This window comes from Parageobacillus thermantarcticus, from assembly GCF_900111865.1.
Taxonomy (GTDB): Bacteria; Bacillota; Bacilli; order Bacillales; family Anoxybacillaceae; genus Parageobacillus; species Parageobacillus thermantarcticus.
Map to the genome: position 1 here is coordinate 47,288 of NZ_FOJS01000011.1, position 21,052 is coordinate 68,339.

At 46.2% G+C, this 21,052-nt stretch carries 23 protein-coding genes and 2 pseudogenes; 1 reads left to right on the forward strand and 24 read right to left on the reverse strand.

The features are described 5' to 3' along the window. Window positions 1-18 precede the first annotated feature (18 nt). The 24 genes and pseudogenes from trpA to BM278_RS07995 form a co-directional block, all read right to left on the reverse strand. Window positions 19-795, reverse strand: a complete 777-nt coding sequence (gene trpA, locus BM278_RS07880) for a tryptophan synthase subunit alpha (RefSeq protein ID WP_244151121.1) — start codon at window positions 793-795, stop codon at window positions 19-21. A 4-nt stretch (window positions 796-799) separates the two neighbouring features. Further along, window positions 800-2,014: a tryptophan synthase subunit beta gene (gene trpB / locus BM278_RS07885; protein ID WP_090948810.1), complete on the reverse strand. Its 1,215-nt coding sequence runs from the start codon at window positions 2,012-2,014 to the stop codon at window positions 800-802. Beyond that, complete coding sequence (locus BM278_RS07890) at window positions 2,007-2,648, reverse strand: phosphoribosylanthranilate isomerase (protein ID WP_090948811.1); 642 nt, start codon at window positions 2,646-2,648, stop codon at window positions 2,007-2,009. The genes trpB and BM278_RS07890 overlap by 8 nt, the downstream gene beginning before the upstream one ends. Beyond that, window positions 2,632-3,411 (reverse strand): indole-3-glycerol phosphate synthase TrpC, encoded by a 780-nt coding sequence (trpC, locus tag BM278_RS07895; protein ID WP_090948812.1) that lies wholly within the window; start codon window positions 3,409-3,411, stop codon window positions 2,632-2,634. Before trpC ends, BM278_RS07890 begins: the two co-directional genes overlap by 17 nt. Further along, a complete protein-coding gene (gene trpD, locus BM278_RS07900; RefSeq protein ID WP_090948813.1) occupies window positions 3,404-4,423 on the reverse strand; it encodes an anthranilate phosphoribosyltransferase in 1,020 nt (339 codons plus the stop codon). Before trpD ends, trpC begins: the two co-directional genes overlap by 8 nt. Further along, complete coding sequence (gene trpE / locus BM278_RS07905) at window positions 4,416-5,942, reverse strand: anthranilate synthase component I (RefSeq protein WP_090948814.1); 1,527 nt, start codon at window positions 5,940-5,942, stop codon at window positions 4,416-4,418. Before trpE ends, trpD begins: the two co-directional genes overlap by 8 nt. A 207-nt stretch (window positions 5,943-6,149) precedes the next feature. Further along, window positions 6,150-6,527 carry a chorismate mutase gene (aroH, locus tag BM278_RS07910; RefSeq protein WP_090948840.1) on the reverse strand — a complete coding sequence of 126 codons (378 nt, stop codon included), beginning with the start codon at window positions 6,525-6,527 and terminating at the stop codon, window positions 6,150-6,152. An 8-nt stretch (window positions 6,528-6,535) separates the two neighbouring features. Continuing rightward, entirely contained in the window at window positions 6,536-7,636 is a 1,101-nt protein-coding gene (gene aroB / locus BM278_RS07915; protein WP_090948815.1) for a 3-dehydroquinate synthase, read from the reverse strand. Window positions 7,637-7,638: 2 nt separating this feature from the next. Next, window positions 7,639-8,805: a chorismate synthase gene (gene aroC / locus BM278_RS07920; RefSeq protein WP_090948816.1), complete on the reverse strand. Its 1,167-nt coding sequence runs from the start codon at window positions 8,803-8,805 to the stop codon at window positions 7,639-7,641. 118 nt (window positions 8,806-8,923) lie between these two features. Further along, a complete protein-coding gene (locus BM278_RS07925; protein WP_090948817.1) occupies window positions 8,924-9,697 on the reverse strand; it encodes a CheR family methyltransferase in 774 nt (257 codons plus the stop codon). A 128-nt stretch (window positions 9,698-9,825) separates the two neighbouring features. Further along, the gene (gene ndk, locus BM278_RS07930) at window positions 9,826-10,275 is read right to left on the reverse strand and encodes a nucleoside-diphosphate kinase (RefSeq protein ID WP_208601772.1); all 450 of its coding nucleotides are present in this window, start codon (window positions 10,273-10,275) and stop codon (window positions 9,826-9,828) included. A 95-nt stretch (window positions 10,276-10,370) separates the two neighbouring features. Continuing rightward, window positions 10,371-11,333, reverse strand: a complete 963-nt coding sequence (gene hepT, locus BM278_RS07935; RefSeq protein ID WP_090948818.1) for a heptaprenyl diphosphate synthase component II — start codon at window positions 11,331-11,333, stop codon at window positions 10,371-10,373. 14 nt (window positions 11,334-11,347) lie between these two features. Further along, window positions 11,348-12,052 carry a demethylmenaquinone methyltransferase gene (menG, locus tag BM278_RS07940; protein WP_090948819.1) on the reverse strand — a complete coding sequence of 235 codons (705 nt, stop codon included), beginning with the start codon at window positions 12,050-12,052 and terminating at the stop codon, window positions 11,348-11,350. 4 nt (window positions 12,053-12,056) lie between these two features. Beyond that, window positions 12,057-12,872: a heptaprenyl diphosphate synthase component 1 gene (locus BM278_RS07945; protein WP_090948820.1), complete on the reverse strand. Its 816-nt coding sequence runs from the start codon at window positions 12,870-12,872 to the stop codon at window positions 12,057-12,059. Between the two features lie 90 nt (window positions 12,873-12,962). Next, window positions 12,963-13,187 carry a trp RNA-binding attenuation protein MtrB gene (gene mtrB / locus BM278_RS07950; RefSeq protein WP_090948821.1) on the reverse strand — a complete coding sequence of 75 codons (225 nt, stop codon included), beginning with the start codon at window positions 13,185-13,187 and terminating at the stop codon, window positions 12,963-12,965. Window positions 13,188-13,224: 37 nt separating this feature from the next. Continuing rightward, window positions 13,225-13,791 carry a GTP cyclohydrolase I FolE gene (gene folE / locus BM278_RS07955; RefSeq protein ID WP_090948822.1) on the reverse strand — a complete coding sequence of 189 codons (567 nt, stop codon included), beginning with the start codon at window positions 13,789-13,791 and terminating at the stop codon, window positions 13,225-13,227. 137 nt (window positions 13,792-13,928) lie between these two features. Next, entirely contained in the window at window positions 13,929-14,201 is a 273-nt protein-coding gene (locus BM278_RS07960; RefSeq protein ID WP_167359601.1) for an HU family DNA-binding protein, read from the reverse strand. A 321-nt stretch (window positions 14,202-14,522) separates the two neighbouring features. Next, on the reverse strand, window positions 14,523-16,001 hold the full coding sequence (spoIVA, locus tag BM278_RS07965) for a stage IV sporulation protein A (protein ID WP_090948824.1): 1,479 nt from the start codon (window positions 15,999-16,001) through the stop codon (window positions 14,523-14,525). Between the two features lie 159 nt (window positions 16,002-16,160). Next, complete coding sequence (locus BM278_RS07970; RefSeq protein ID WP_090948825.1) at window positions 16,161-16,883, reverse strand: hypothetical protein; 723 nt, start codon at window positions 16,881-16,883, stop codon at window positions 16,161-16,163. Window positions 16,884-16,910: 27 nt separating this feature from the next. Further along, window positions 16,911-17,114, reverse strand: a complete 204-nt coding sequence (locus BM278_RS07975) for a DUF2768 domain-containing protein (RefSeq protein WP_090948826.1) — start codon at window positions 17,112-17,114, stop codon at window positions 16,911-16,913. Between the two features lie 217 nt (window positions 17,115-17,331). Then, window positions 17,332-18,369: an NAD(P)H-dependent glycerol-3-phosphate dehydrogenase gene (locus BM278_RS07980; RefSeq protein WP_090948827.1), complete on the reverse strand. Its 1,038-nt coding sequence runs from the start codon at window positions 18,367-18,369 to the stop codon at window positions 17,332-17,334. A gap of 219 nt (window positions 18,370-18,588) precedes the next feature. After that, entirely contained in the window at window positions 18,589-19,899 is a 1,311-nt protein-coding gene (gene der, locus BM278_RS07985; RefSeq protein ID WP_090948828.1) for a ribosome biogenesis GTPase Der, read from the reverse strand. A gap of 102 nt (window positions 19,900-20,001) precedes the next feature. Next, a pseudogene (locus tag BM278_RS19640) lies at window positions 20,002-20,154 on the reverse strand (capping complex subunit for YIEGIA); the annotation flags it as partial. A 32-nt stretch (window positions 20,155-20,186) separates the two neighbouring features. After that, window positions 20,187-20,717 (reverse strand): annotated as a pseudogene (locus BM278_RS07995) (YphA family membrane protein); the annotation flags it as partial. Window positions 20,718-20,850: 133 nt separating this feature from the next. On the opposite strand from BM278_RS07995, the gene BM278_RS08000 reads away from it, so the two are divergent. Then, complete coding sequence (locus BM278_RS08000) at window positions 20,851-20,985, forward strand: YpzI family protein (protein ID WP_090948830.1); 135 nt, start codon at window positions 20,851-20,853, stop codon at window positions 20,983-20,985. Window positions 20,986-21,052: the final 67 nt, after the last annotated feature.

Sequence of the window (21,052 nt, forward strand, 5' to 3'; positions counted from 1 at the left end):
CACTCCCTATCATTTCTGTTATTGCACCGTTTCATCAAGCGGTGCTGTCAGCGAGCGAGCGTAACGGCGAAATTCGGCAAGCGCCTCTTCTTTTTCGTCTGGTTTTTGCAAACGATCGCTAAGCTGTTCAATTTTTTGGACAAGCGCGCTGCCGATGACGACCCCGTCACAATAGTTTTTCAGCATGCTCACTTGTTCGCTTTTCGAAATGCCAAAGCCAACGACGACAGGAACGCGGCTATGCCGCTTTACTTCTGTTAAAAATTCGTTTAATGTTTCCGGCAACGTATCACGCACGCCGGTCACGCCGAGCGATGAAACGCAATATAAAAATCCTTGCGCATTGGAAGCGATCATTTCAATTCGCTTTTTCGATGTCGGCGCCACAAGCGAAATCAGCGGGATTCCCGCCGCTTCGCCGAGCTTGCGAACCGGCTCGCTTTCTTCAAAAGGCAAATCCGGAATTAAAACGCCGTTCGCTCCATTTTTTTGCGCTAAAGCAAAAAAGGATTCTTCTCCTAATTGTAACACAGGATTGTAATACGTAAAGATAATAATCGGAATTTTTACACCTTTTTTTCGCATTTCAGGGATTAATTCGATCGCTTTTTGCAGCGTCATTTGCTGGCGCAGCGCTCTTGCCGCGGCCCGTTGAATAATCGGGCCATCCGCTAACGGATCGGAGTACGGAACGCCTAGTTCCAAAATATCAGCTCCCGCTTCTTGAAGCGCCAAGGCGAGCTCGATCGTTATATCCGGGCTAGGATCTCCGGCGACAATAAACGGGATAAACATCGGTTTAGTTACGGTTAGACATTGCAACGTCGTTTCCCCCTTTTAAGTACTTCATCATTGTTTGCACGTCCTTATCGCCGCGACCGGATAAACAAACGAGCACCGTTTGATCGCTTCGCATCGTTTTCGCAAGCTGCACCGCCTTCGCCAAAGCGTGCGCCGACTCGATCGCCGGAATAATCCCTTCTTCCCTAGACAGCAATTGAAACGCCGCGATCGCTTCGTCATCCGTCACGCTTTCGTAACGAACGCGGCCGATGCTAGCCAAATAAGCGTGCTCCGGTCCGACTCCAGGATAATCCAGCCCTGCAGAAACGGAATACGGCTCAATAATTTGCCCGTGCTCATCTTGCAATAAATACGTCATCGACCCATGAATGACCCCTTTTGTTCCTTTTGTGATCGTTGCCGCATGGTACGGCGTGTCGATTCCTTTTCCAGCCGCTTCCACTCCGACGAGCGTCACATCATCTTCCAAAAACGGATAAAACATTCCCATCGCATTGCTTCCGCCTCCCACACATGCGACGATGATATCCGGAAGCTTTCCTTCCCGTTCGAGGAATTGCCGTTTCGCCTCATCACCGATAATGCGCTGAAATTCGCGCACCATTTTCGGATACGGATGCGGGCCGACAACGGAACCGATCATATAGAAATGGTCGTCGCAATGTTGCACCCAATAGCGAATCGCTTCGTTCGTCGCGTCTTTCAACGTACGGTTGCCGCTGTAAACGGGAACGACTTCGGCGCCTAACAATTTCATCCGGAATACGTTCAATTCTTGCCGTTTTATATCTTCTTCCCCCATAAATACGATGCATTCCATTCCAAAATGGGCCGCTACCGTCGCCGCGGCAACACCGTGCTGTCCCGCCCCCGTTTCGGCGATAATTTTTTTCTTTCCCATTCGTTTGGCAAGCAATGCCTGTCCAATCGCATTATTGATTTTATGGGCGCCGGTATGGTTTAAATCTTCTCGTTTCAAGTAAATTTTCGCGCCGTTTAGTTTTTTCGTTAAATTAGGCGCAAACGTAAGCGGAGTCGGACGGCCGGAATACTCTTGCAAAATTCGCATATATTCCGCTTTAAACTCGTCATCGGCGAGCGCCTTGGCAAGCGCTTCCTCTATTTCTTCGAGTGGAATCATTAACGTTTCGGGAACGAATTTTCCGCCAAAATCGCCAAATCTACCGTTTTCGTTTGGAACGTTATACATAGTTCGCCACCTTCTTCTCAATTTCTTTCATTTTTTTTGCGCTTTTCTCTCCGTTTTCTTCAATGCCGCTGCTGATGTCGATGCCGTAAGGGCGGTACGAAAGCAGCTTTTCCACGTTTTCCGGCGTGATTCCGCCGGCGATGAAACAAGGGACCGCTTGACGCGCGGCTTCTTCCAAATAAAACGGAACGTTTTCCCAATCGAATGAAATTCCCGTTCCGCCCCACGCTCCACTTACCCGGCTATCCACCACATATCCGTCGGCAATGCCGGCATATTGCCTCATCTTCGCAAGCGCGTTCCCATCGTGATGAATCGCTTTCCAAACGGAAAGGCCTGTCACTTCTTTTATTTTTGCGATATACTCGGCCGTTTCATTGCCGTGGCATTGGATCACCGCAAGCGGAAGCTGCGACGCCGCGTAGGTGATTTTATCAATCGGCGCGTCGACGAACACGCCGACAAGCTGTTTATCGCCAAGGGAAATATATTGCAGCCACTGTTTTACCGCTTCGACTTCCACTTTTCGTTTGCTTTCCGCAAAGATCAACCCAACGTAATCGGCTTTGCTTTGGACGCTTTTTTGTAAATCGGAAGCGGTGCGGTTGCCGCAATATTTAAGACGGACGGCCAATCGGATCAACCTCCCGGAATAGTTCGTAAACCGCGGCTTCGACATCGTCTTTTCGCATCAACGATTCCCCGACGAGCACCGCGTTTGCGCCGTACGTTTTCACCGTTTTCAAGTCGGAAGAAGTAGCGATGCCGCTTTCGCTGACAATCACGCTTTCAGCCGGCACGAACGGGATGACTTTGCTTGTCGTTTCTAGCGTGGTGATAAACGTATGCAAATCGCGGTTGTTAATGCCAATGATTTCCGGCGTAAAAATATCTAAAATGCTTTCCAACGTTTCGCGCTGATGCACTTCGACTAAACATTCCAAACCTTTATCATACGCCTCTTGATATAACTCATACAACGTTTTTGCTGGCAGCGCCTCGCCGATCAATAAAATCGCATCCGCCCCGATTCGCACGCTCTCTTCAATTTGCATTCGATCGATAATAAAATCTTTGCGCAAAATCGGAAGTTCTACCGCTTGCTTCACATCGCTCAAATAACGGCGATGCCCTTGGAAATATTGTTCATCCGTCAACACGCTGATTGCATCCGCTCCCGCTTTTTCGTACGCTTTCGCGATCGCCACAGGATGAAAATCCGGGCGAATCAACCCTTTCGATGGAGAGGCCTTTTTCACTTCGGCAATAAGACCGATGGAGCGGTTCGGTTTTTTTAGCGCCGCTGCTAGCGAACGGCGCTTTACGTTTCGCAATGGCTCCGGCAATGTTAGTGTTTCTACTTCTTTTCGTTTCGTTGCGATAATTTGTTCAAGCATATTTCTCAACCTCTTTCATCCGCAACCGTTCAAATTGTTCATACGCTTTCTTTGTCATCACCGCATCTTTGGCCATTTCGACCCCTTCGCGAATCGTCGCCGCTTTTCCTGCCACATATAGCGCGACGCCGGCGTTAAGGATGACGATATTTATCGCGCTTTCGTTCGCTTTTCCTTCCATAACCGCCTTTAACAGTTCGGCGCTTTGCTGCACCGTGCGAACTTGAATATGTTCTAATTTTCCGCGCTTGAGCCCATATTGTTCCGGCGTGAGAACGAAACGGCGAATTTCCCCATTTTTCAGTTCGACAACGTCCGTTTCCGCGGAAATGCTGCATTCATCCAGCCCGTCTTTTCCAGTAACAAACAAAACGTGTTCCGAACCGAGCCGGTGAAGAGTTTCTGCGAGCTTTTCCGCATAGTTCGTCGAATAAACGCCGATGACTTGCCGCTTGCACCGCGCCGGGTTCGCAAGCGGGCCAATTAAATTGAAAACGGTGCGAAACCCGATCTCCTTGCGCGGCAACGCCGCGTATTTCATCGCTGAATGGTAAAGCGGCGCGAATAAAAAAGCAAGTCCTTTCGTTTTTAACGCTTGTTTCGCTTCTTCCGGCGTCGCTTGAATATCGATGTGAAGCGCCTCTAACACGTCCGCGCTTCCGCTTTTCGAGGAAACCGCGCGATTGCCGTGTTTCGCTACTTTGACGCCGAGCGACGATACGACGATCGCCGCCGCGGTAGAAATATTGAACGTCGCTGCTTCGTCTCCGCCCGTTCCGCATGTGTCGATCACTTCTTCTTCATAATCGAGCGTCATCATCTGATTGCGCATTGCTTTCACTAATCCTGTCAGTTCATCGACCGTTTCCCCGCGCAACCGCAAAATCGATAAGAAACTGGCAATTTGACTGGCCGTCGCTTCTCCTGACATGATCGTCGTCATCGCTTCATACGCTTCTTCCTCCGTCAACGTATATCCTTCGACACACTTAGCAAGAAGTTGTTTAAACATAGATATTCTCCCCTTTCACAAACAGTTGCTCAGCACGCTCAATTGCTTTCATTAAGGCGCTCGCTTTATTGCGCGTTTCCTTCCATTCCAATTCAGGAACGGAATCGGCGACAATTCCCGCGCCCGCTTGCACGTAAGCATAACCGTCTTTAACAATCGCCGTCCGAATCGCGATGCATGAATCAATATTGCCGTCAAAACCAATGTAGGCAATCGTGCCGGCGTATAAATTTCTCGCCGTCGGCTCCAACTCCTGCAAAATTTGCATCGCCCTTACTTTTGGCGCCCCGCTTACCGTTCCTGCCGGAAATGCGGCCAGCAGCGCGTCAATCGGGTGAACCCCTTCTTTTAACACGCCAGTTACTTTCGAAATGAGATGCATCACATGCGAAAACTTGCCGATTTCCATTAACACCGGCGTCTCGACCGTGCCATATTCCGCGACTTTTCCGATATCGTTGCGCGCTAAATCGACCAACATGTAATGTTCCGCTCTCTCTTTCGGATCATTGTAAAGCTCCTTTTGCAGACGCTCATCTTCTTCCGCCGACCGCCCCCTTCTTCTCGTTCCGGCGATCGGATGGATTTCCATATGGCGGTTATAAACTTGAATGAGCTTCTCTGGAGAACTTCCGACAATTTCCATATTGTCGATACGAAAATAAAACATATATGGCGACGGATTAATATGACGCAACATTCGGTATATTTGAAAACCGCTCGCTTGAACGGGAACGGTAAACCGCTGCGATAATACCGCCTGAAAAATATCGCCGCTGACGATATAGTCTTTGATTTTCTCAACATCCCTCATAAATGACGCTTTGTCATAATTGGATATGACGCCATGAAAGGAAACACCCGTTTCTTCTTCGTCACCGCGAAGCAATAACAGCGGCTCTTCCCGTCCGCTCGCTGCCTTTTTCATTAACGCTTCAATCCGCTTGACCCCTTTTTCATATTTTTGCTTTTTCGTTTCCTCTTGGTCCTTATCGGACAAGCGGACATAATGAATAAACACGATTTCTCGCTTACGATGGTCAAACACGATTAGCGATTCGCAAAACGTAAAATAGCCTGTTTTCATCGGAATATCGCGATTGGAATGCATTGGGACTTTTTCGATGGCGGAAATAAAATCGTATCCTAAAAAGCCGACCGCGCCGCCAACAAACGGAATTTCATCGGTAAGCCGCTTGACGCGCAGCTGCTTTTCGATAAACAAAAACGCTTCTTTGAGCGAAGGTGCTCTCATCATTTCTTTGCCATGTTCATCCATCACTGAAAATGAACGACCTGTTTCGCTTTCGATCGTCAAAAAAGGCGATAAACCGATAAAGGAATAGCGCGCCCACGGTGATGAATCATCTTTGCTTTCGAGCAAAAATACCGCTTCATCTTGCAAATTTTCAAAGATTTTCAGCGGCTCGAACACGTCGGCAAAAAAGCGGCGCACAATCGGAATCGTCTGGAAATGGATCGCATCTTCTAAAAAAGTGGTGATCGTGCAGTTTTTCAATGGTTCTCCCCCTCCGTTCGTCCGGGTGGAGAATGAGGGTTTATGAGGCGAAAAATGAGGAAATGAAAAAACCCAAAGACAAATGTCTTTGGGTAGACTTCTCCTCGCTTAGGCAAAAGCTCACCTCAACTAAACTCGCTCATTCTCATCTACCCTCATCTCGCTCTGCTCTTCTTCTGTTCACTTATCGCTTTGTTTTTTATCATATTATATTTCTGTTTTTTTTGTCAACAAATCCGGGCGCAATAAAGTAGCATCACGCAAATAAATGTGGGAAATTTCCTCTTGTTTTTTCGTGGTATGGACTGTCATCATCACGCGTATGCAACGCGGCAATGAATGAGGAACGGGAATTTCCCGCATGCACATGACCGGAACGTACGTCCACCCTTCCAAGCGGCGCAGCGCTTGCGCGGGAAACGCTGCCGTAATATCTTCAGTAACGGAAATAAGCACAAACGATACGTCGCTTGCCGCTACGCCATTGGCGCGGATCATTTCTTTCAGCAATATTTCCGTTGCGTTCACAATTTCCTCTGCTTCATTGCGCTCAACGGTAATGGCGCCACGAATCCCGCGGATCATTCTTTCCGTCATTTTTCTCCCTCCTCCCGTCGCGAAAATTCGCCAAGTAGCGCGAGCAGCGTTTCATCGTCAAGCGACGTTACTTCCACCGCGCCGATGTCTTTCAAAAGCACCATGCGAACCGTTCCTGCTCTCGCCTTTTTGTCTCCTTTCATTTTCGCAAGAAGATGATTAATTTGCAGTTGTTGCGGAATAGACACAGGGAATCCGTATGTACGGAACCAAGAAGAAAAACGATGATCGTCAAACGATACTCCATACACCCGCTCGCTGACAAAAATCGCAAACAGCATCCCGATTGCTACGGCATCGCCATGCGTGATCGCGCCATAGCCGAGCTCGTTTTCAATCGCGTGCCCAAGCGTATGTCCAAAATTTAAATGGGCGCGAACCCCTGCTTCTTTTTCGTCTTCCCGCACGACGCTCGCTTTCACTTCGATCCCTTTCTTAATGCAATATTGCAATCGCTCCCCTTTTAAATCGCCAAGCTCGCGGATTTCTCGGCGAAGCCATTCATAAAAGCCGCGGTCGCGAATAAGCGCATGCTTGATGACTTCGGCAAAACCAGAGCGCAGTTCTTTTTCCGGCAGGGAGCGCAAAAAAGCGATGTCATAAACAACCGCTTCCGGTTGATAAAACGCTCCGATCATGTTTTTGCCGAGCGGATGATTGATCGCTACTTTGCCGCCGACAGCGCTGTCATGCGCGAGCAGCGTCGTTGGTATTTGAATATATCGGATGCCGCGCATATACGTGGCGGCGACAAACCCAGCCAAATCGCCGACGACGCCGCCGCCGAAGGCAAGAATAAGCGATTGGCGGTCAAGCCCGCATTGCAACGCAGCCGTTTGGCACGCGTAATATTGCTCAAACGATTTCGCTTCTTCCCCGCCCGGGATGACATGCGCATGTACGTCATAGTCATCCTCAAGCAGCGCGCGAAGCTTCGATAAATACAAACGCTCTAACGTTTGATCGGTAATAATCAGCACTTTCGTCCCTTTGGAAAAGGACAGTTGGCGGAGAATATCCGGAAGTGCTTCGATGATCCCTTCGCCGAGAAACAACGGATATTGTTTTGTTTTCGTTTCGATCCAAATTCGTTCCATCGTTAAAACTCCTTTGCGTAACGGCGCATTTTTTCGACATTTTCTTTAATGAGATCCATTCGGTCTTGGCCGAACTGTTCGACGATCGCCGCAGCAACTTCCCAAGCAACGACCGCCTCCGCAACAACGCTTGCCGCCGGTACCGCGCAGCTGTCCGAACGCTCGATGCTTGCCGTAAACGGCTCTTTCGTGTCGATATCAACGCTTTGCAACGGTTTGTACAGCGTCGGAATCGGCTTCATCACTCCGCGCACGACAATCGGCATTCCGGTTGTCATTCCGCCTTCAAAACCGCCGGCCCGGTTTGTCCGCCGCGTAAATCCCGTTTCTTTGCTCCAAATAATTTCATCATGCACTTCGCTTCCCGGACGCCGCGCCGCTTCAAAGCCGATGCCAAATTCGACGCCTTTAAACGCGTTAATGCTGACAATCGCTGCGGCAATTTTCGCGTCCAACTTCCGGTCGTAATGAACGTGGCTGCCGATGCCGGCAGGGACGCCTTCGACAATCACTTCGACAATGCCGCCAATCGAGTCACCGTTTTTCTTCGCTTCGTCGATCGCTTCCATCATTTTGACCGCCGCTTTTTCGTCAAAACAGCGCACCGGCGACTCTTCCGTCACTTGCTGCAATTCCTCAAGCGAACGATAATCGAGGCGCTCCGCGCGAACCCCGCCAATTTCTATCACATGTCCGGCAACGCGAACGCCAAGCTCTTCTAAAATCCGCTTTGCCACCGCTCCTGCCGCGACTCGTACCGTCGTCTCCCGCGCTGACGAACGTTCTAATACGTTGCGCATATCACGGTGCCCGTATTTTAACGCGCCGTTTAAATCGGCATGGCCTGGTCGCGGTCGCGTCACTTTCCGTTTTACTTCTTCAGTCGGATCGATCGGCTCAATCGACATAATGTTTTTCCAATGTTTCCAATCGCGGTTTTCGACGACAAGCGTGATCGGGGAACCTAACGTTTTTCCGTGGCGGACGCCGCTGAAAATCTTCACTTCATCTTTTTCAATTTGCATCCGCCGGCCGCGGCCGTATCCTTTTTGCCGTCTTGCCAGCTCTTTATTAATATGTTCGGCAAGCAGCGTCAGCCCTGCCGGCACCCCCTCCAAAATCGTCGTTAACTGCGGGCCATGTGATTCTCCTGCTGTTAAATATCTCATCTTTTTCTCTCCCTTCAACTCTTTAACGCGTTTAAGTAACAATATATCATAAATTTGAAAAATGAAAATAGTTTCTGACAAAAAAAGAATTCATCTTGCCGATGAACTCTTTGAGCGACTATTTGACTTTGCGGTAAAAAAACGTGTCTTCCATTGCAAAGCCGTACAAGGCCGGGTTAAAAATTTGTTCCGTGCTGCCGACAAACAGGATTCCGCCTAGCCGCAACGCTTGATTAAATTTATGGTAAAGTTGTTCTTTCGCCTCTTCTGTGAAATAAATCAGCACATTGCGGCAAACAATCAAATCGAATTGGCGTTCAAACGGATCAGCGAGCAAGTTGTGCTTTTTAAACGTCACCGCTCTTTTGATCTTTTCGTCGATTTTATAATACATTCCTTCTTTCGTAAAAAACTTCTTCTTCATTTCTTCCGGCATTTCTTGCAACGACCGTTCCATATACATTCCTATTTTCGCGCGAGCGATCGCGTTTTCATCGATATCTGTCGCTAAAATCGAAACATGGGAAAGCGGCACCAATTTCGATACAATCATCGCCAACGTATAAGGTTCTTCCCCAGTAGAGCAGGCGGCGCTCCATATTTTTAAGCGGCGGTTCTGTTCGAGAAGTTTCGGCAAAATTTTTTTTTCAAGCACTTCCCATCGTTTTGCATTTCGATAAAATTCCGACACGTTAATCGTCATTCGGTCGAGAAATTCATGAAATAGCGCTTCGTCTTTTTCCATTGCTTGAAAAAATTCTTGAAAATTTTTTAGCCCTCTTTTTTCATAGAGCGACGTCAACCGCCTTTTCATTTGCGCCTCTTTATATTGCGAAAGATCAATGCCTGTTTTTCGCTTGACGTTCTCAATAAACTGCTGGTAATCGTTCATCCCCGTTTTTCCTCTCTTTTTCTCATTTCCATCCGAATACCTATGTTTTAGTATAGCGCAAAACAGATGGAAAAGAGAAGAAAAAATGCAAAATAAAAACCGGTCATTACACTGACCGGTCGTCTTTTTTAATATATCCATTGGTTCATTAATTTCGAATAATCGACAAGCTCTTCTTCTTTGAAAAACAAACGAATTTCCCGTTCAGCGCTTTCCGGGGAGTCCGAACCGTGAATGACGTTTTTCCCGACAGTCAGGCCATAATCGCCGCGAATCGTACCAGGCGCCGCTTCCTGCGGGTTTGTTTTTCCCATCATTTGTCTGGCTGTTGCAATCACGTTTTCGCCTTCCCATACCATCGCAAACACCGGACCTGACGTAATAAAGTCGACGAGTTCCCCGAAAAACGGGCGTTCTTTATGTTCCGCATAATGCTGTTCGGCCAATTCGCGCGATACTTGCATCAGTTTTGCACCGACAAGCTGAAAGCCTTTTTTCTCAAAGCGAGCAACAATCTCGCCGATCAAGTTGCGCTGAACCCCGTCAGGCTTAACCATGATAAACGTTCTTTCTATCATCTATCTCCACCCCTATAAATATGTACTAGGAAACTGAATTCCCATCAAAATAGTATCACTGTTTTCGCTTGTTAGCAATATTGCCCTTGAAAGCGTTAAGAATCCCTTTTTCCGATATATTTTGCGATGTCGTACAACGTAGAACGCGCTTTATTTTTCGGCAACGTTTCTAATACACGAAACGCTTTTTGCAAATAGCGATCGCTAAGCGCATACGATTTTTCAATTGCATCCGTTTGTTTGATTAACGCAATAATTTCCTTCATTTCGTCCGGCGTCGTCTTCGGATGGACAGCGGTAATCCTCTCTCTTGCCCTCTCATCCTCCATCGCGAATAATACGGGGAGCGTGACATTTCCTTGCAATAGATCGCTCCCCGCCGGCTTGCCAAGCTGCGCTTCTGTACCGGTAAAATCGAGAATATCATCCGTAATTTGAAACGACATGCCAACATAATACCCAAACAAGTTGAGGCGATCTGCCACCTCTTTTGCGGCGTTTGCGGCAATTGCTCCGAGCTGGCAACTTGCCGCGATCAACAGCGCGGTTTTTCGTTTAATGCGCCGCAAGTAACAACGAAGGTTTTGATCAAACCGATATTTATCTTTAATTTGTTCAATCTCGCCGCGGCATACTTCGACGATCGTGTTCGCCAAAATGCGATGGGCACGCGGATTTTCAAGGCGTGTCATCAATTCAAGCGAGCGGGCAAACATATAGTCGCCGGCATACATGGCAAACCGATTGCTCCATTTCGCCTTAATCGTTTGTCTTCCTCTCCGTAGCTCTGCATCATCGATCACATCATCATGAACGAGAGACGCCATATGGATTAACTCCAACGCCACTGCCACATGTTTAACCCGTTCAATATCATACGTGCCGAATTTGGCGGCAAGCAATACAAAAACGGGACGGATCCGCTTTCCGCCCGCCTGTAACAAATGTAACGCAGCTTCGCTCAACTGCGCATAATCGGATCGGACCGTTTCTTCTAATTCTTTTTCCACTGCACGTAAATCCGCATTCAAAAATGAATACATCGCTTTTAACTTCATGATGTTCACCTTTATTATCGTTTATAACCTAAGTGCATCGCAGCAACTCCAAATGTGTATGGCTTGACTTCAATATCGACAAAGCCGGCTGCGCGAAACATCTCTGCAAGTTCGTCCCTTCCCGGAAAATCACGCGCCGATTCTTGAAGCCATGAATATTCTTCATAACTTTTCGCGAACAATTTTCCAAACAAAGGCATAATAAAGCGAAAGTAAAAATAGTATAACTGACGAAATCCGATTAACGTCGGCTGTGATGTTTCAAGACAAACGACTTTGCCGCCTGGTTTTACGACGCGATACATTTCTTTTAGCACCGTCATATAGTCCGGCACGTTGCGCAAACCAAAGCCAATCGTCACATAATCAAACGTATTGTCGGGAAACGGCAAGTTCATCGCATTGCCGTGAATCAGTTTTACGTTTGTCAACTGGCGTTCTTTTACTTTTTGTTCTCCAACTCGCAACATATTTTTGCTGAAATCAAGTCCGTATACTTCGCCGCTTGGGCCGACGGCCTCCGCAAGCGCAATCGTCCAATCGGCTGTGCCGCAGCAAACGTCAAGCGCCTTTTTTCCTTGTTGCACGTTCATTCGCTTCATCGTATCTTTGCGCCATTTCAAATGGCGCCGGAAACTAATGACCGAATTCATGCGGTCATAATGCTTGTAAATTTTCTCAAACACATGATGAACACGTTCTTCTTTCGATTGATACATGCCTCTACCCTTCTTCCACCGTCTTTTTTGCGACGGCTGAAAAACCGCCAGTTAACTCGGAAATGCGGACTTGCAACATCTCATTGACTTCCAATTTCATTTTTAACAATTTCTCTTTGCAATGGTCAATATACCGATTGCAAATGTGAAGCAAATATTGTTTCTGTTCCTTCGTCGCCGTTTTTGTTTTTGGAAATACGATATTTGCCATTTGCTCAAACAAAGCGGAAGAACCGGAATGGATGAACGCTTCTTTTTCCCTATTTAACCGCTTCAACAGTAAATAATCATGCGAAAAGCTTACCCATAACGGGGCAGAAAAATATTCTCCCATTTTGCAAATCAACGCCGATTCAATCGTTCCAACGCTGTCAAACAACGTTTCAATTCGCTCCACATCTTTTTGATACAATCGGATTTTGTGCTCATTAATCTCTTTGATCGCTTCGGCAAACAGGCGGATCATCGAAATTTCATTCCGCTTTGCTAAGTAATCGTAATATAAGCCGCTATATAAATCCCCTGCAAGCACAACTAACTGCCGCGTTTTCAAATCATCATCTTCGCGGTCAGAAGCAGAATTCGTCACTTCGTCATGGGTATCAAGGGCGATTTGCACAAGCATCATTGGGATAATATAATGGTCCGCTTTCTCCGGGGAAATTTGCGCATCTTCTAACATGGACAGCGACAACAAAATGCGATCTTCATCGATTGATCTTGTCGATATATGCTGAAACAAATAGGAATGGTGTAAAAACCGTTCGATTTGTTCTTTTAACATCGCGATTTTTTTCATGATGTTTTTCAATATAATCACCCTTGTCCCCCAAAAATTCGCACAAAATATAACGCAGTAATTATAACATAATTTTTTTTGAAGCGCTCTAGTTTCATAGAAAATCGTTCATCACTTTTTTCCTTCGGATTCGATTTCCCCATGTCTCGTCTGAATATGCGCTTTTCCTCTTATCTTAATCGCCGATGTATGTTCGGTGAATTGAGCGATTAACACTTCCCCTTTATCTAGTTTTTCCGAATGGTGAAAACGCGTATCCGCACCTCTCGTTAACCCAATGACGTTCACACCATCTTCCAGCGCTTTAATGACGACATAATCACTGTTGATATACATCATTCTCTCCTCCTCATTTCGTTATTCGTATATTATTTTATCCTTTTATGAGGGAAAGCACTTCCGCACGGGCAGCTTGGTCGGTTTCAAACAATCCTCTCACCGCCGTTGTCACCGTTTTGGCTCCCGGTTTTTTCACGCCGCGCATCGTCATGCACATATGCTCCGCTTCGACCACTACCATTACCCCGTATGGATCGAGCGTTTCCATAATCGAATCGGCAACGGTCGCCGTAATGCGCTCCTGCAATTGCGGACGGCGTGCTACTGCCTCCACCGCTCGTGCCAGCTTACTTAACCCTGTAACTTTTCCGCCACGAGGAATATAAGCAACATGCGCGACGCCGAAAAACGGAACTAAATGATGTTCACACATCGAGTAAAACGGAATATCTTTGACAAGCACTAACTCCTCATGTTTTTCATTGAACACGGTTTGAAAATACTGCTTTGGGTCTTCATGCAACCCGGAAAATACTTCCTCATACATCTTTGCGACTCGTTTTGGCGTGTCGACTAATCCTTCGCGATTCGGATCTTCGCCAATTGCTTCTAAAATTAAGCGAACGGCATATTCAATTTGTTCATAATTCACGTGTGACATACAAGCAACATCCTCCTGCGTCATAAAAGCTGAATGTAATCCGATTCTAGCATATGTAACGAAAAAAAAGCAAAAAAGAAGGGCAGCGTACCGCTTACCCTTCCTTTGCAAGCTCTTAATTGCCTTTATATGTAAACTTACTTTACAGCATCTTTAAGAGCTTTTCCTGGCTTGAATGCAGGAACTTTGCTCGCAGGGATTTCCATTTCTTCCCCTGTTTGCGGGTTGCGCCCTTTGCGCGCTGCACGCTCGCGCACTTCAAAGTTCCCAAAGCCAATTAATTGGACTTTATCACCTTTTTTTAACGCTTCTGTAATAGATTCAAATACAGCGTCCACCGCTTTTGTTGCATCTTTTTTGGAAAGGCCGCTAATTTCAGCAACCGAGTTAATCAATTCTGTCTTATTCATGCGATTCACCTCCTCCCAAGAGGGTTGTCAAAACTGTTTGTTTAATACCATTTCTTCACATTTTCTTCTATTTCTATACGTATAAAATGCGGTGACATGCCTAATATTAAACAATTTATCACTATAATTCAACACATTTTCAACAAATCAATAAAATTTAGGCACAATTCACCAAAGAAAGTAACTTTTTCTGATAAAAGATTATCATATGTCCTATGCGTTATCAAGATAAAATCCTTGCTTTTCAAGGGTTTCTATTAATTTTCTCGCATAGTAAAAAGGCAGTAAAAATAAAAAAGACTCCAAGCTTGGAGCCTTTTCTTATAAAATAATGGCGATTAATCCGCCTGATCCTTCGTTAATAATGCGTTCAAGCGTTTCTTTTAGCTTGTAACGTGCGTTTTCCGGCATAAGGGCAAGTTTTGCTTGAATGCCTTCACGGACGATCGAGCTAAGCGAACGACCGAAAATATCGGAATTCCAAATCGAGAGAGGATCATCTTCAAAATCTTGCATTAAATAACGGACGAGCTCTTCGCTTTGTTTTTCCGTGCCGATAATTGGCGCAAATTCCGACTCAACGTCGACTTTAATCATATGAATGGACGGAGCTACCGCCTTTAGCCGCACGCCGAAGCGCGATCCTTGACGAATGATTTCCGGCTCGTCGAGGCTCATGTCGGAAAGCGCCGGCGCCGCGATGCCATAACCGGTTTGTTTCACCATTTTTAACGCATCGGCGATTTGGTCATATTCCGCTTTTGCGTGAGCAAAGTCTTGCATAAGCTGCAGCAAATGATCTTTTCCGCGAATTTCCACGCCGACAACTTCTTTTAAAATTTGGTCATACAAATCATCCGGCGCGTACAAGTCAATTTCCGCAATTCCTCGCCCCATTTCCATGCCGGCAAGACTCGCTTTTTCAATGAAATCATATTCACTAAATTGCTGGACGACACGATCGACATCGCGCAGCCGCTTAATATCTTTTACCGTATCACGCACAGCATCTTGATAGCTTTCGCGAAGCCAATGATCTTCGCGGAGCACCATGACCCAGCTTGGTAAATTTACATTCACTTCTAATACCGGAAATTCATATAATGCTTCACGAAGCACGTTATACACATCAGTTTCTCTCATGCTTTCGACGCTGATGGCTAACACTGGAATATCATATTTTTCGGCGAGTTCGCGGCGGAGCGCTTCCGTATCCGGATGATGCGGACGAACAGTGTTAACAATCATAATAAACGGTTTGCCGACTTCTTTTAGTTCATGAATGACGCGTTCTTCGGCTTCGACGTAATCTTGGCGCGGAATTTCGCCGATCGTGCCATCCGTCGTAATGACGACACCGATCGTCGAATGTTCTTGGATCACTTTTCTTGTGCCGATTTCCGCCGCTTCGTGAAACGGAATCGGTTCCTCGTACCACGGCGTATGAATCATGCGCGGACCGTTCTCATCTTCATACCCTTTTGCGCTAGGGACGGCATAGCCGACACAATCGACAAGGCGGATGTTGACTTCTAGCCCTTCGTCAACTTTAACGGTAACCGCTTGATTTGGCACAAATTTCGGCTCGGTGGTCATAATCGTTTTTCCGGCGGCGCTTTGTGGCAATTCGTCTTGCGCGCGCGCTTTATCTGCTTCATTTTTAATATTCGGAATGACGACAAGTTCCATAAACCTTTTTATGAAAGTCGATTTTCCTGTTCGGACCGCACCGACTACTCCTAAATAAATATCGCCACCAGTTCGTTCGGCGATATCTTTGAAAATATCGACTTTTTCCAAATGACTCCCCTCCAGTCTTTTGGGCCGTTATAGTTAACAACCGAATTCGCTAGTATCGTAGGACACTATATGAATATGATATTGTCCTATTTGTTTATAACTAAAATATATAAAAAATCCCTTCTCTAGAATGTATTTTCCTAGAGAAGGGTTCATGACTCATTTTGTTAAAAAAACCGGTTCATTTGTTTTAGCGTCGATCGTATACGGAAGGGAGTAAGCGGGCACAAATAGCGAATGCTTCACCAATATGTCGCGAATGTCATCGCCCGGGCGGTAATGGTGTTTCTCTTTTTTTAACGCGTTATATAAGTCGATGCGATAATCGATATAAATTTCCCCGCTCCCATCGATGACAAGCGGCAAATTATTGCCGGAAAACGGGCTGACAACATGCGGCGGTTCTTTATATCCGAGCTTTTTATAATCTAAAGTAAACACTCCCGGTGCGATCATTTTCTTAAACGGCGGATAGCGGTGATCGTCTTGGTACATTTGCAAACGCAGCTTTAAATCGCGAATCCGTTCAGCCAAACGCAAGTCGAGCAATTTCACAGTTGGATTTTTTTCTGCGTCGACGATGACATATTGGAAAACGCCGCCGCTTTCATAAGCGTTTCCCGGCGGTTCCTGCATATAACGCGGGACTAATTTATTAAAATCAATAAGATACTTTTGATAAATAGGAGTTTTCATGTCGCGCGTTTTAATCGGCAACAGCCCTCCTGTTGCTTTACGGTATTGATTCACCGCCGATTGCACCGCAGCGACTTGATCTTCATACGGAATTTGATTTTGTTTCAGCCGCTCCTTTGGATATAAACAGCCGGAAAGAGATAATACAATCAAGCATGAGATTATACAACGAACGATCCATCTCATCGAAAATCCACCCTTTAACCTCGTCTACTATTCTGGCGTCGGCCCGCTAAACACGACAAAAATAATGATAATTCCCGCTAAAATCATAAAAATATAGGCGATCAATGCCAAAATAAAGCGAATCATCTTGTTTTTTGCTTTATAGCGGCTGATATAAATCGAAAATACCGAAATAAACATGAATACCATGGACGCAATGGCAATCCACATTTTCGCCAACGCCGGTGACATCGCTTTTCCTCCTTTTTTCGACATTTATTATAACAAATAAATATATTTTAGACTCGCCCTTTATGCACGAACAAAAAAACTGAAGTAAAGCGGGGCTTTTCTTTACTTCAGTTTAACAACAATACCCTTGATCCGGAAGCTCAAGTCTATAATTGTTCGTAGTATTGTATGCGAAGCGCAAACACCTTGTATCATCGAACGCCTATTTTCCCCATTTTTACCGATGCGGTTCTGTAAGAATATTGACTAAATCGTCCATCTCTTGCGTTTTCATGCGCGACATTAATGAATCAGCCGCATCTTTTGGATTTTTTCCGTCAAATAATACTTCATAAAGCACTTTTGTAATCGGCATTTTTACTCCAAGCTTTTGGGAAAGCTGATAAGCGGCTTTCGTCGTTCTTACTCCTTCTACGACCATTCCCATGCTTGCAAGCACTTCGTCTAGCTTTTTCCCTTTTCCTAGCATGTGGCCAGCACGCCAATTTCGCGAATGAACGCTTGTGCATGTGACAATTAAATCGCCAACGCCAGTCAATCCGGCGAACGTCAACGGATTGGCGCCAAGCGCGCAGCCTAACCGAGCAATTTCGGCCAGCCCTCTTGTCATTAGCGCCGCTTTCGCATTATCTCCATACCCTAATCCATCGGTAATGCCTGCAGCTAACGCAATGATATTTTTCAGCGCCCCGCCGAGCTCCACCCCAATTAAATCCGGATTAGTATAAACGCGAAAATATTGGTGGTTCATAAACAAATCTTGAATGCGCTCCGCCGCCTTCATGTTTTTCGAAGAAACGGTCACCGTCGTCGGATGGCGCAAGCTCACTTCTTCCGCATGGCTCGGACCAGACAGGACGACGACATCGCGCAAAAGCTCTCCCATTTCTTCCTCAATGATTTCGGAAACACGCTTATGCGTGTCTGGCTCAATCCCTTTGCTTACTGATACAATGGTGATCGGCTCGCGAATGCAATCACAAACTTTCCGCAGCACTTCGCGAATCGCTTTTGTCGGCACAGCAAGCACCACCGTCCGGACGCCGTCAAGCGCTTGGCAAAGGTCGGCATAGCCGACAATCCTTTCAGGCAATTGAATACTAGGCAAATATTTTTCATTCGTCCGTTTTGTATTGATTTCCTTGATCTGCTCCGCACGGTGTCCCCAAAGCCGTACTTGATGCCCGTTATCGGCGAGGACTAGCGCAAGCGCTGTCCCCCAGCTTCCTGCACCTAACACTGTAATTTGCTCCACCGTTCTCACTTCCTTATTATGAATTGCCTGTCACTAGCAAGCAGGGCGCCCTCCGCCTTTCAACCATTTAACTTCGGGCGCCAGCCATGTACCGCTTGATCCCGCCGCAGCTCTCGTCCCTCCGCAGGCTTCCAACGCGTAAGATGGTGACATTCTTCCCACCGTTGTCCGCGGGACGTAGTGGACTTTCAGCAAAAAAATGGTGTATTTTTCCTTTTTCTATTTCCTTGGTCGCGCGATGATTTTTATCGGTGTGCCTTCAAAGCCGAACGCGTCGCGGATGCGATTTTCCAAAAAGCGCTCGTAAGAAAAGTGCATTAGCTCCGGGTCGTTGACAAATGCGACGAAGGTCGGCGGTTTTACCGCAACTTGCGTCATATAATAAATTTTTAGGCGCCGGCCGTTATGCGTTGGCGTCGGATTCATTGCCACCGCATCCATCACCACTTCATTCAGCACGTTTGTTTGCACGCGCATCGCGTGATTTTCGCTTACCATGCGCACAAGCGGCAACAGCTTATGTAGCCGCTGCTTTGTTTTTGCCGAAACAAAAATAATCGGCGCATAATCAAGAAACGGAAAATGATTGCGAATTTTCCGCTCAAATTCGATCAATGTTTTGTCATCTTTTTCGATCGCATCCCATTTGTTGACGACAATAATCACACCTCGCCCCGCTTCATGGGCATATCCAGCAATTTTTTTGTCTTGTTCGATAATTCCTTCTTCCGCGTTTAACACAACGAGGACGACATCCGAGCGCTCAATCGCTTTCAGCGCGCGCAACACGCTATATTTTTCGGTACTTTCATAAATTTTCCCTCTTTTTCTCATTCCCGCTGTGTCAATAATAACATATTCTTGTCCTTCCCGCACAAACGTCGTATCGACGGCATCGCGCGTCGTGCCGGCAATATCGCTGACAATGACGCGTTCTTCCCCTAAAATCGCGTTAACAAGGGACGATTTGCCAACGTTTGGACGACCGATTAAACAAAACTTAATCACATCTTCTTCATATTCTTCCTGACCGCGTTTTGGAAAATGGCGAACGACCGCATCCAACAAATCGCCAAGCCCCGTGCCGTGCGCGCCAGAAATCGGATACGGATCGCCAAACCCGAGCGCATAAAAATCGTAAATAAGATCGCGCATTTCCGGATTGTCAACTTTATTCACTGCAAGCACAACAGGCTTGTTCGAACGGTGCAAAATTTTCGCCACTTCCTCATCGGCCGCTGTCACGCCATCGCGGCCGTTCGTCATAAAAATGATCACGTCCGCCTCATCGATAGCAATTTCCGCTTGTTGACGAATTTGCACTAAAAGCGGCTCATCGCCGATATCGATCCCGCCGGTATCAATTAAGTAAAATTTATGATTCAACCATTCGGCGCTGCTGTAAATTCTGTCGCGAGTTACTCCCGGTACATCCTCAACAATGGAAATACGTTCGCCGACAATTCGGTTAAAAATCGTTGACTTTCCAACGTTCGGACGACCGACAATTGCCACGACTGGATTAGCCATGCTATCACCCTTTCTTTACGTATCGCGACTGTGAAAAATCATCCTTTCAAGGAAGGATACAGCTGTTTTATTTTATCAAAAACGCCATTCGTCAACAATAAGCTAATGCTTGACAATGATGAATAATTGTTCTGTCAGCTCATGGGCGATGCCATCTAGAATCGCTTCTAAATTGGCGGCGACCTTTTCCATTTCTTCTTTTGTTTCACATATAAAAATCGTCGCCCCTCCCGCCAGTTTTTGTTCATTCGTCGTCTGTCAACATGCACCGCGATCTGCTCGAATAACGTCCAAATAAGCAAGCAAAACGCGCTAACAGATACCGTGTCTAAAAAAGAAAAAGCACCGATGACGTATGGAAACGATACTTTTTTCGAAATAATGGAATATAGCGTTTCCCCTTGACATCCTCCAATGACCAAGCATAATAAACGCGATTGAATATTTTCGTAAAATAAAAGGCATATTACGACTAACACGATTGCAAGCATCCACGTACGATCCATCCATATCCATACTGGGTCAAAAAGAGCGAGCAGCTGGAAAGAGGCATAGGCAAAAGCGATGGTCAATGCGGCGATCACCATATATAAAAGCTTCCTGCCAGTTTGTTTTGCCACGAAATAACAAGATAAGAAAAAAAGAAATAAAAAAGAAAGCGTTACGCGGAAACTACCTATATGCAGCGAAACAGATGAGAGAATAATCGCGATTAGTGCGGCCCCAGCCAGCATCGTCCGTTGGCGCGTTTTTTTCATAAAAAAAGTTGCCGTTATCCACAATATCCAAAAAAATGATAAAAAATAAATTCCTTCCATATTTTTCTCTTCCACCTCCTATTATGTTCATTATTTCATCTTTTATGAACATTGATTCGTGCATAAACAACGCAAGCAACATAAAAAATAGTGATAGCAAGAAGAAAATCATGACGAAAAGGAGTAGATGACGATGGGCAGAGATCGTCAAGAAAAAAAGTTAAAACAGTCGAGACGCGTCGAGTCTGACCGCGACCAATCGCTTTCTTACAAGGGGGCGGGGCGGCTCGAACCGCCTGATGCGGCAAGAGAGAGAAACCAACACTAAAAAATAAAGCTGACCGCGTTTGGATGCAACGCAGTCAGCTTTTTTATCGTTGGCTATAAAATCGCTT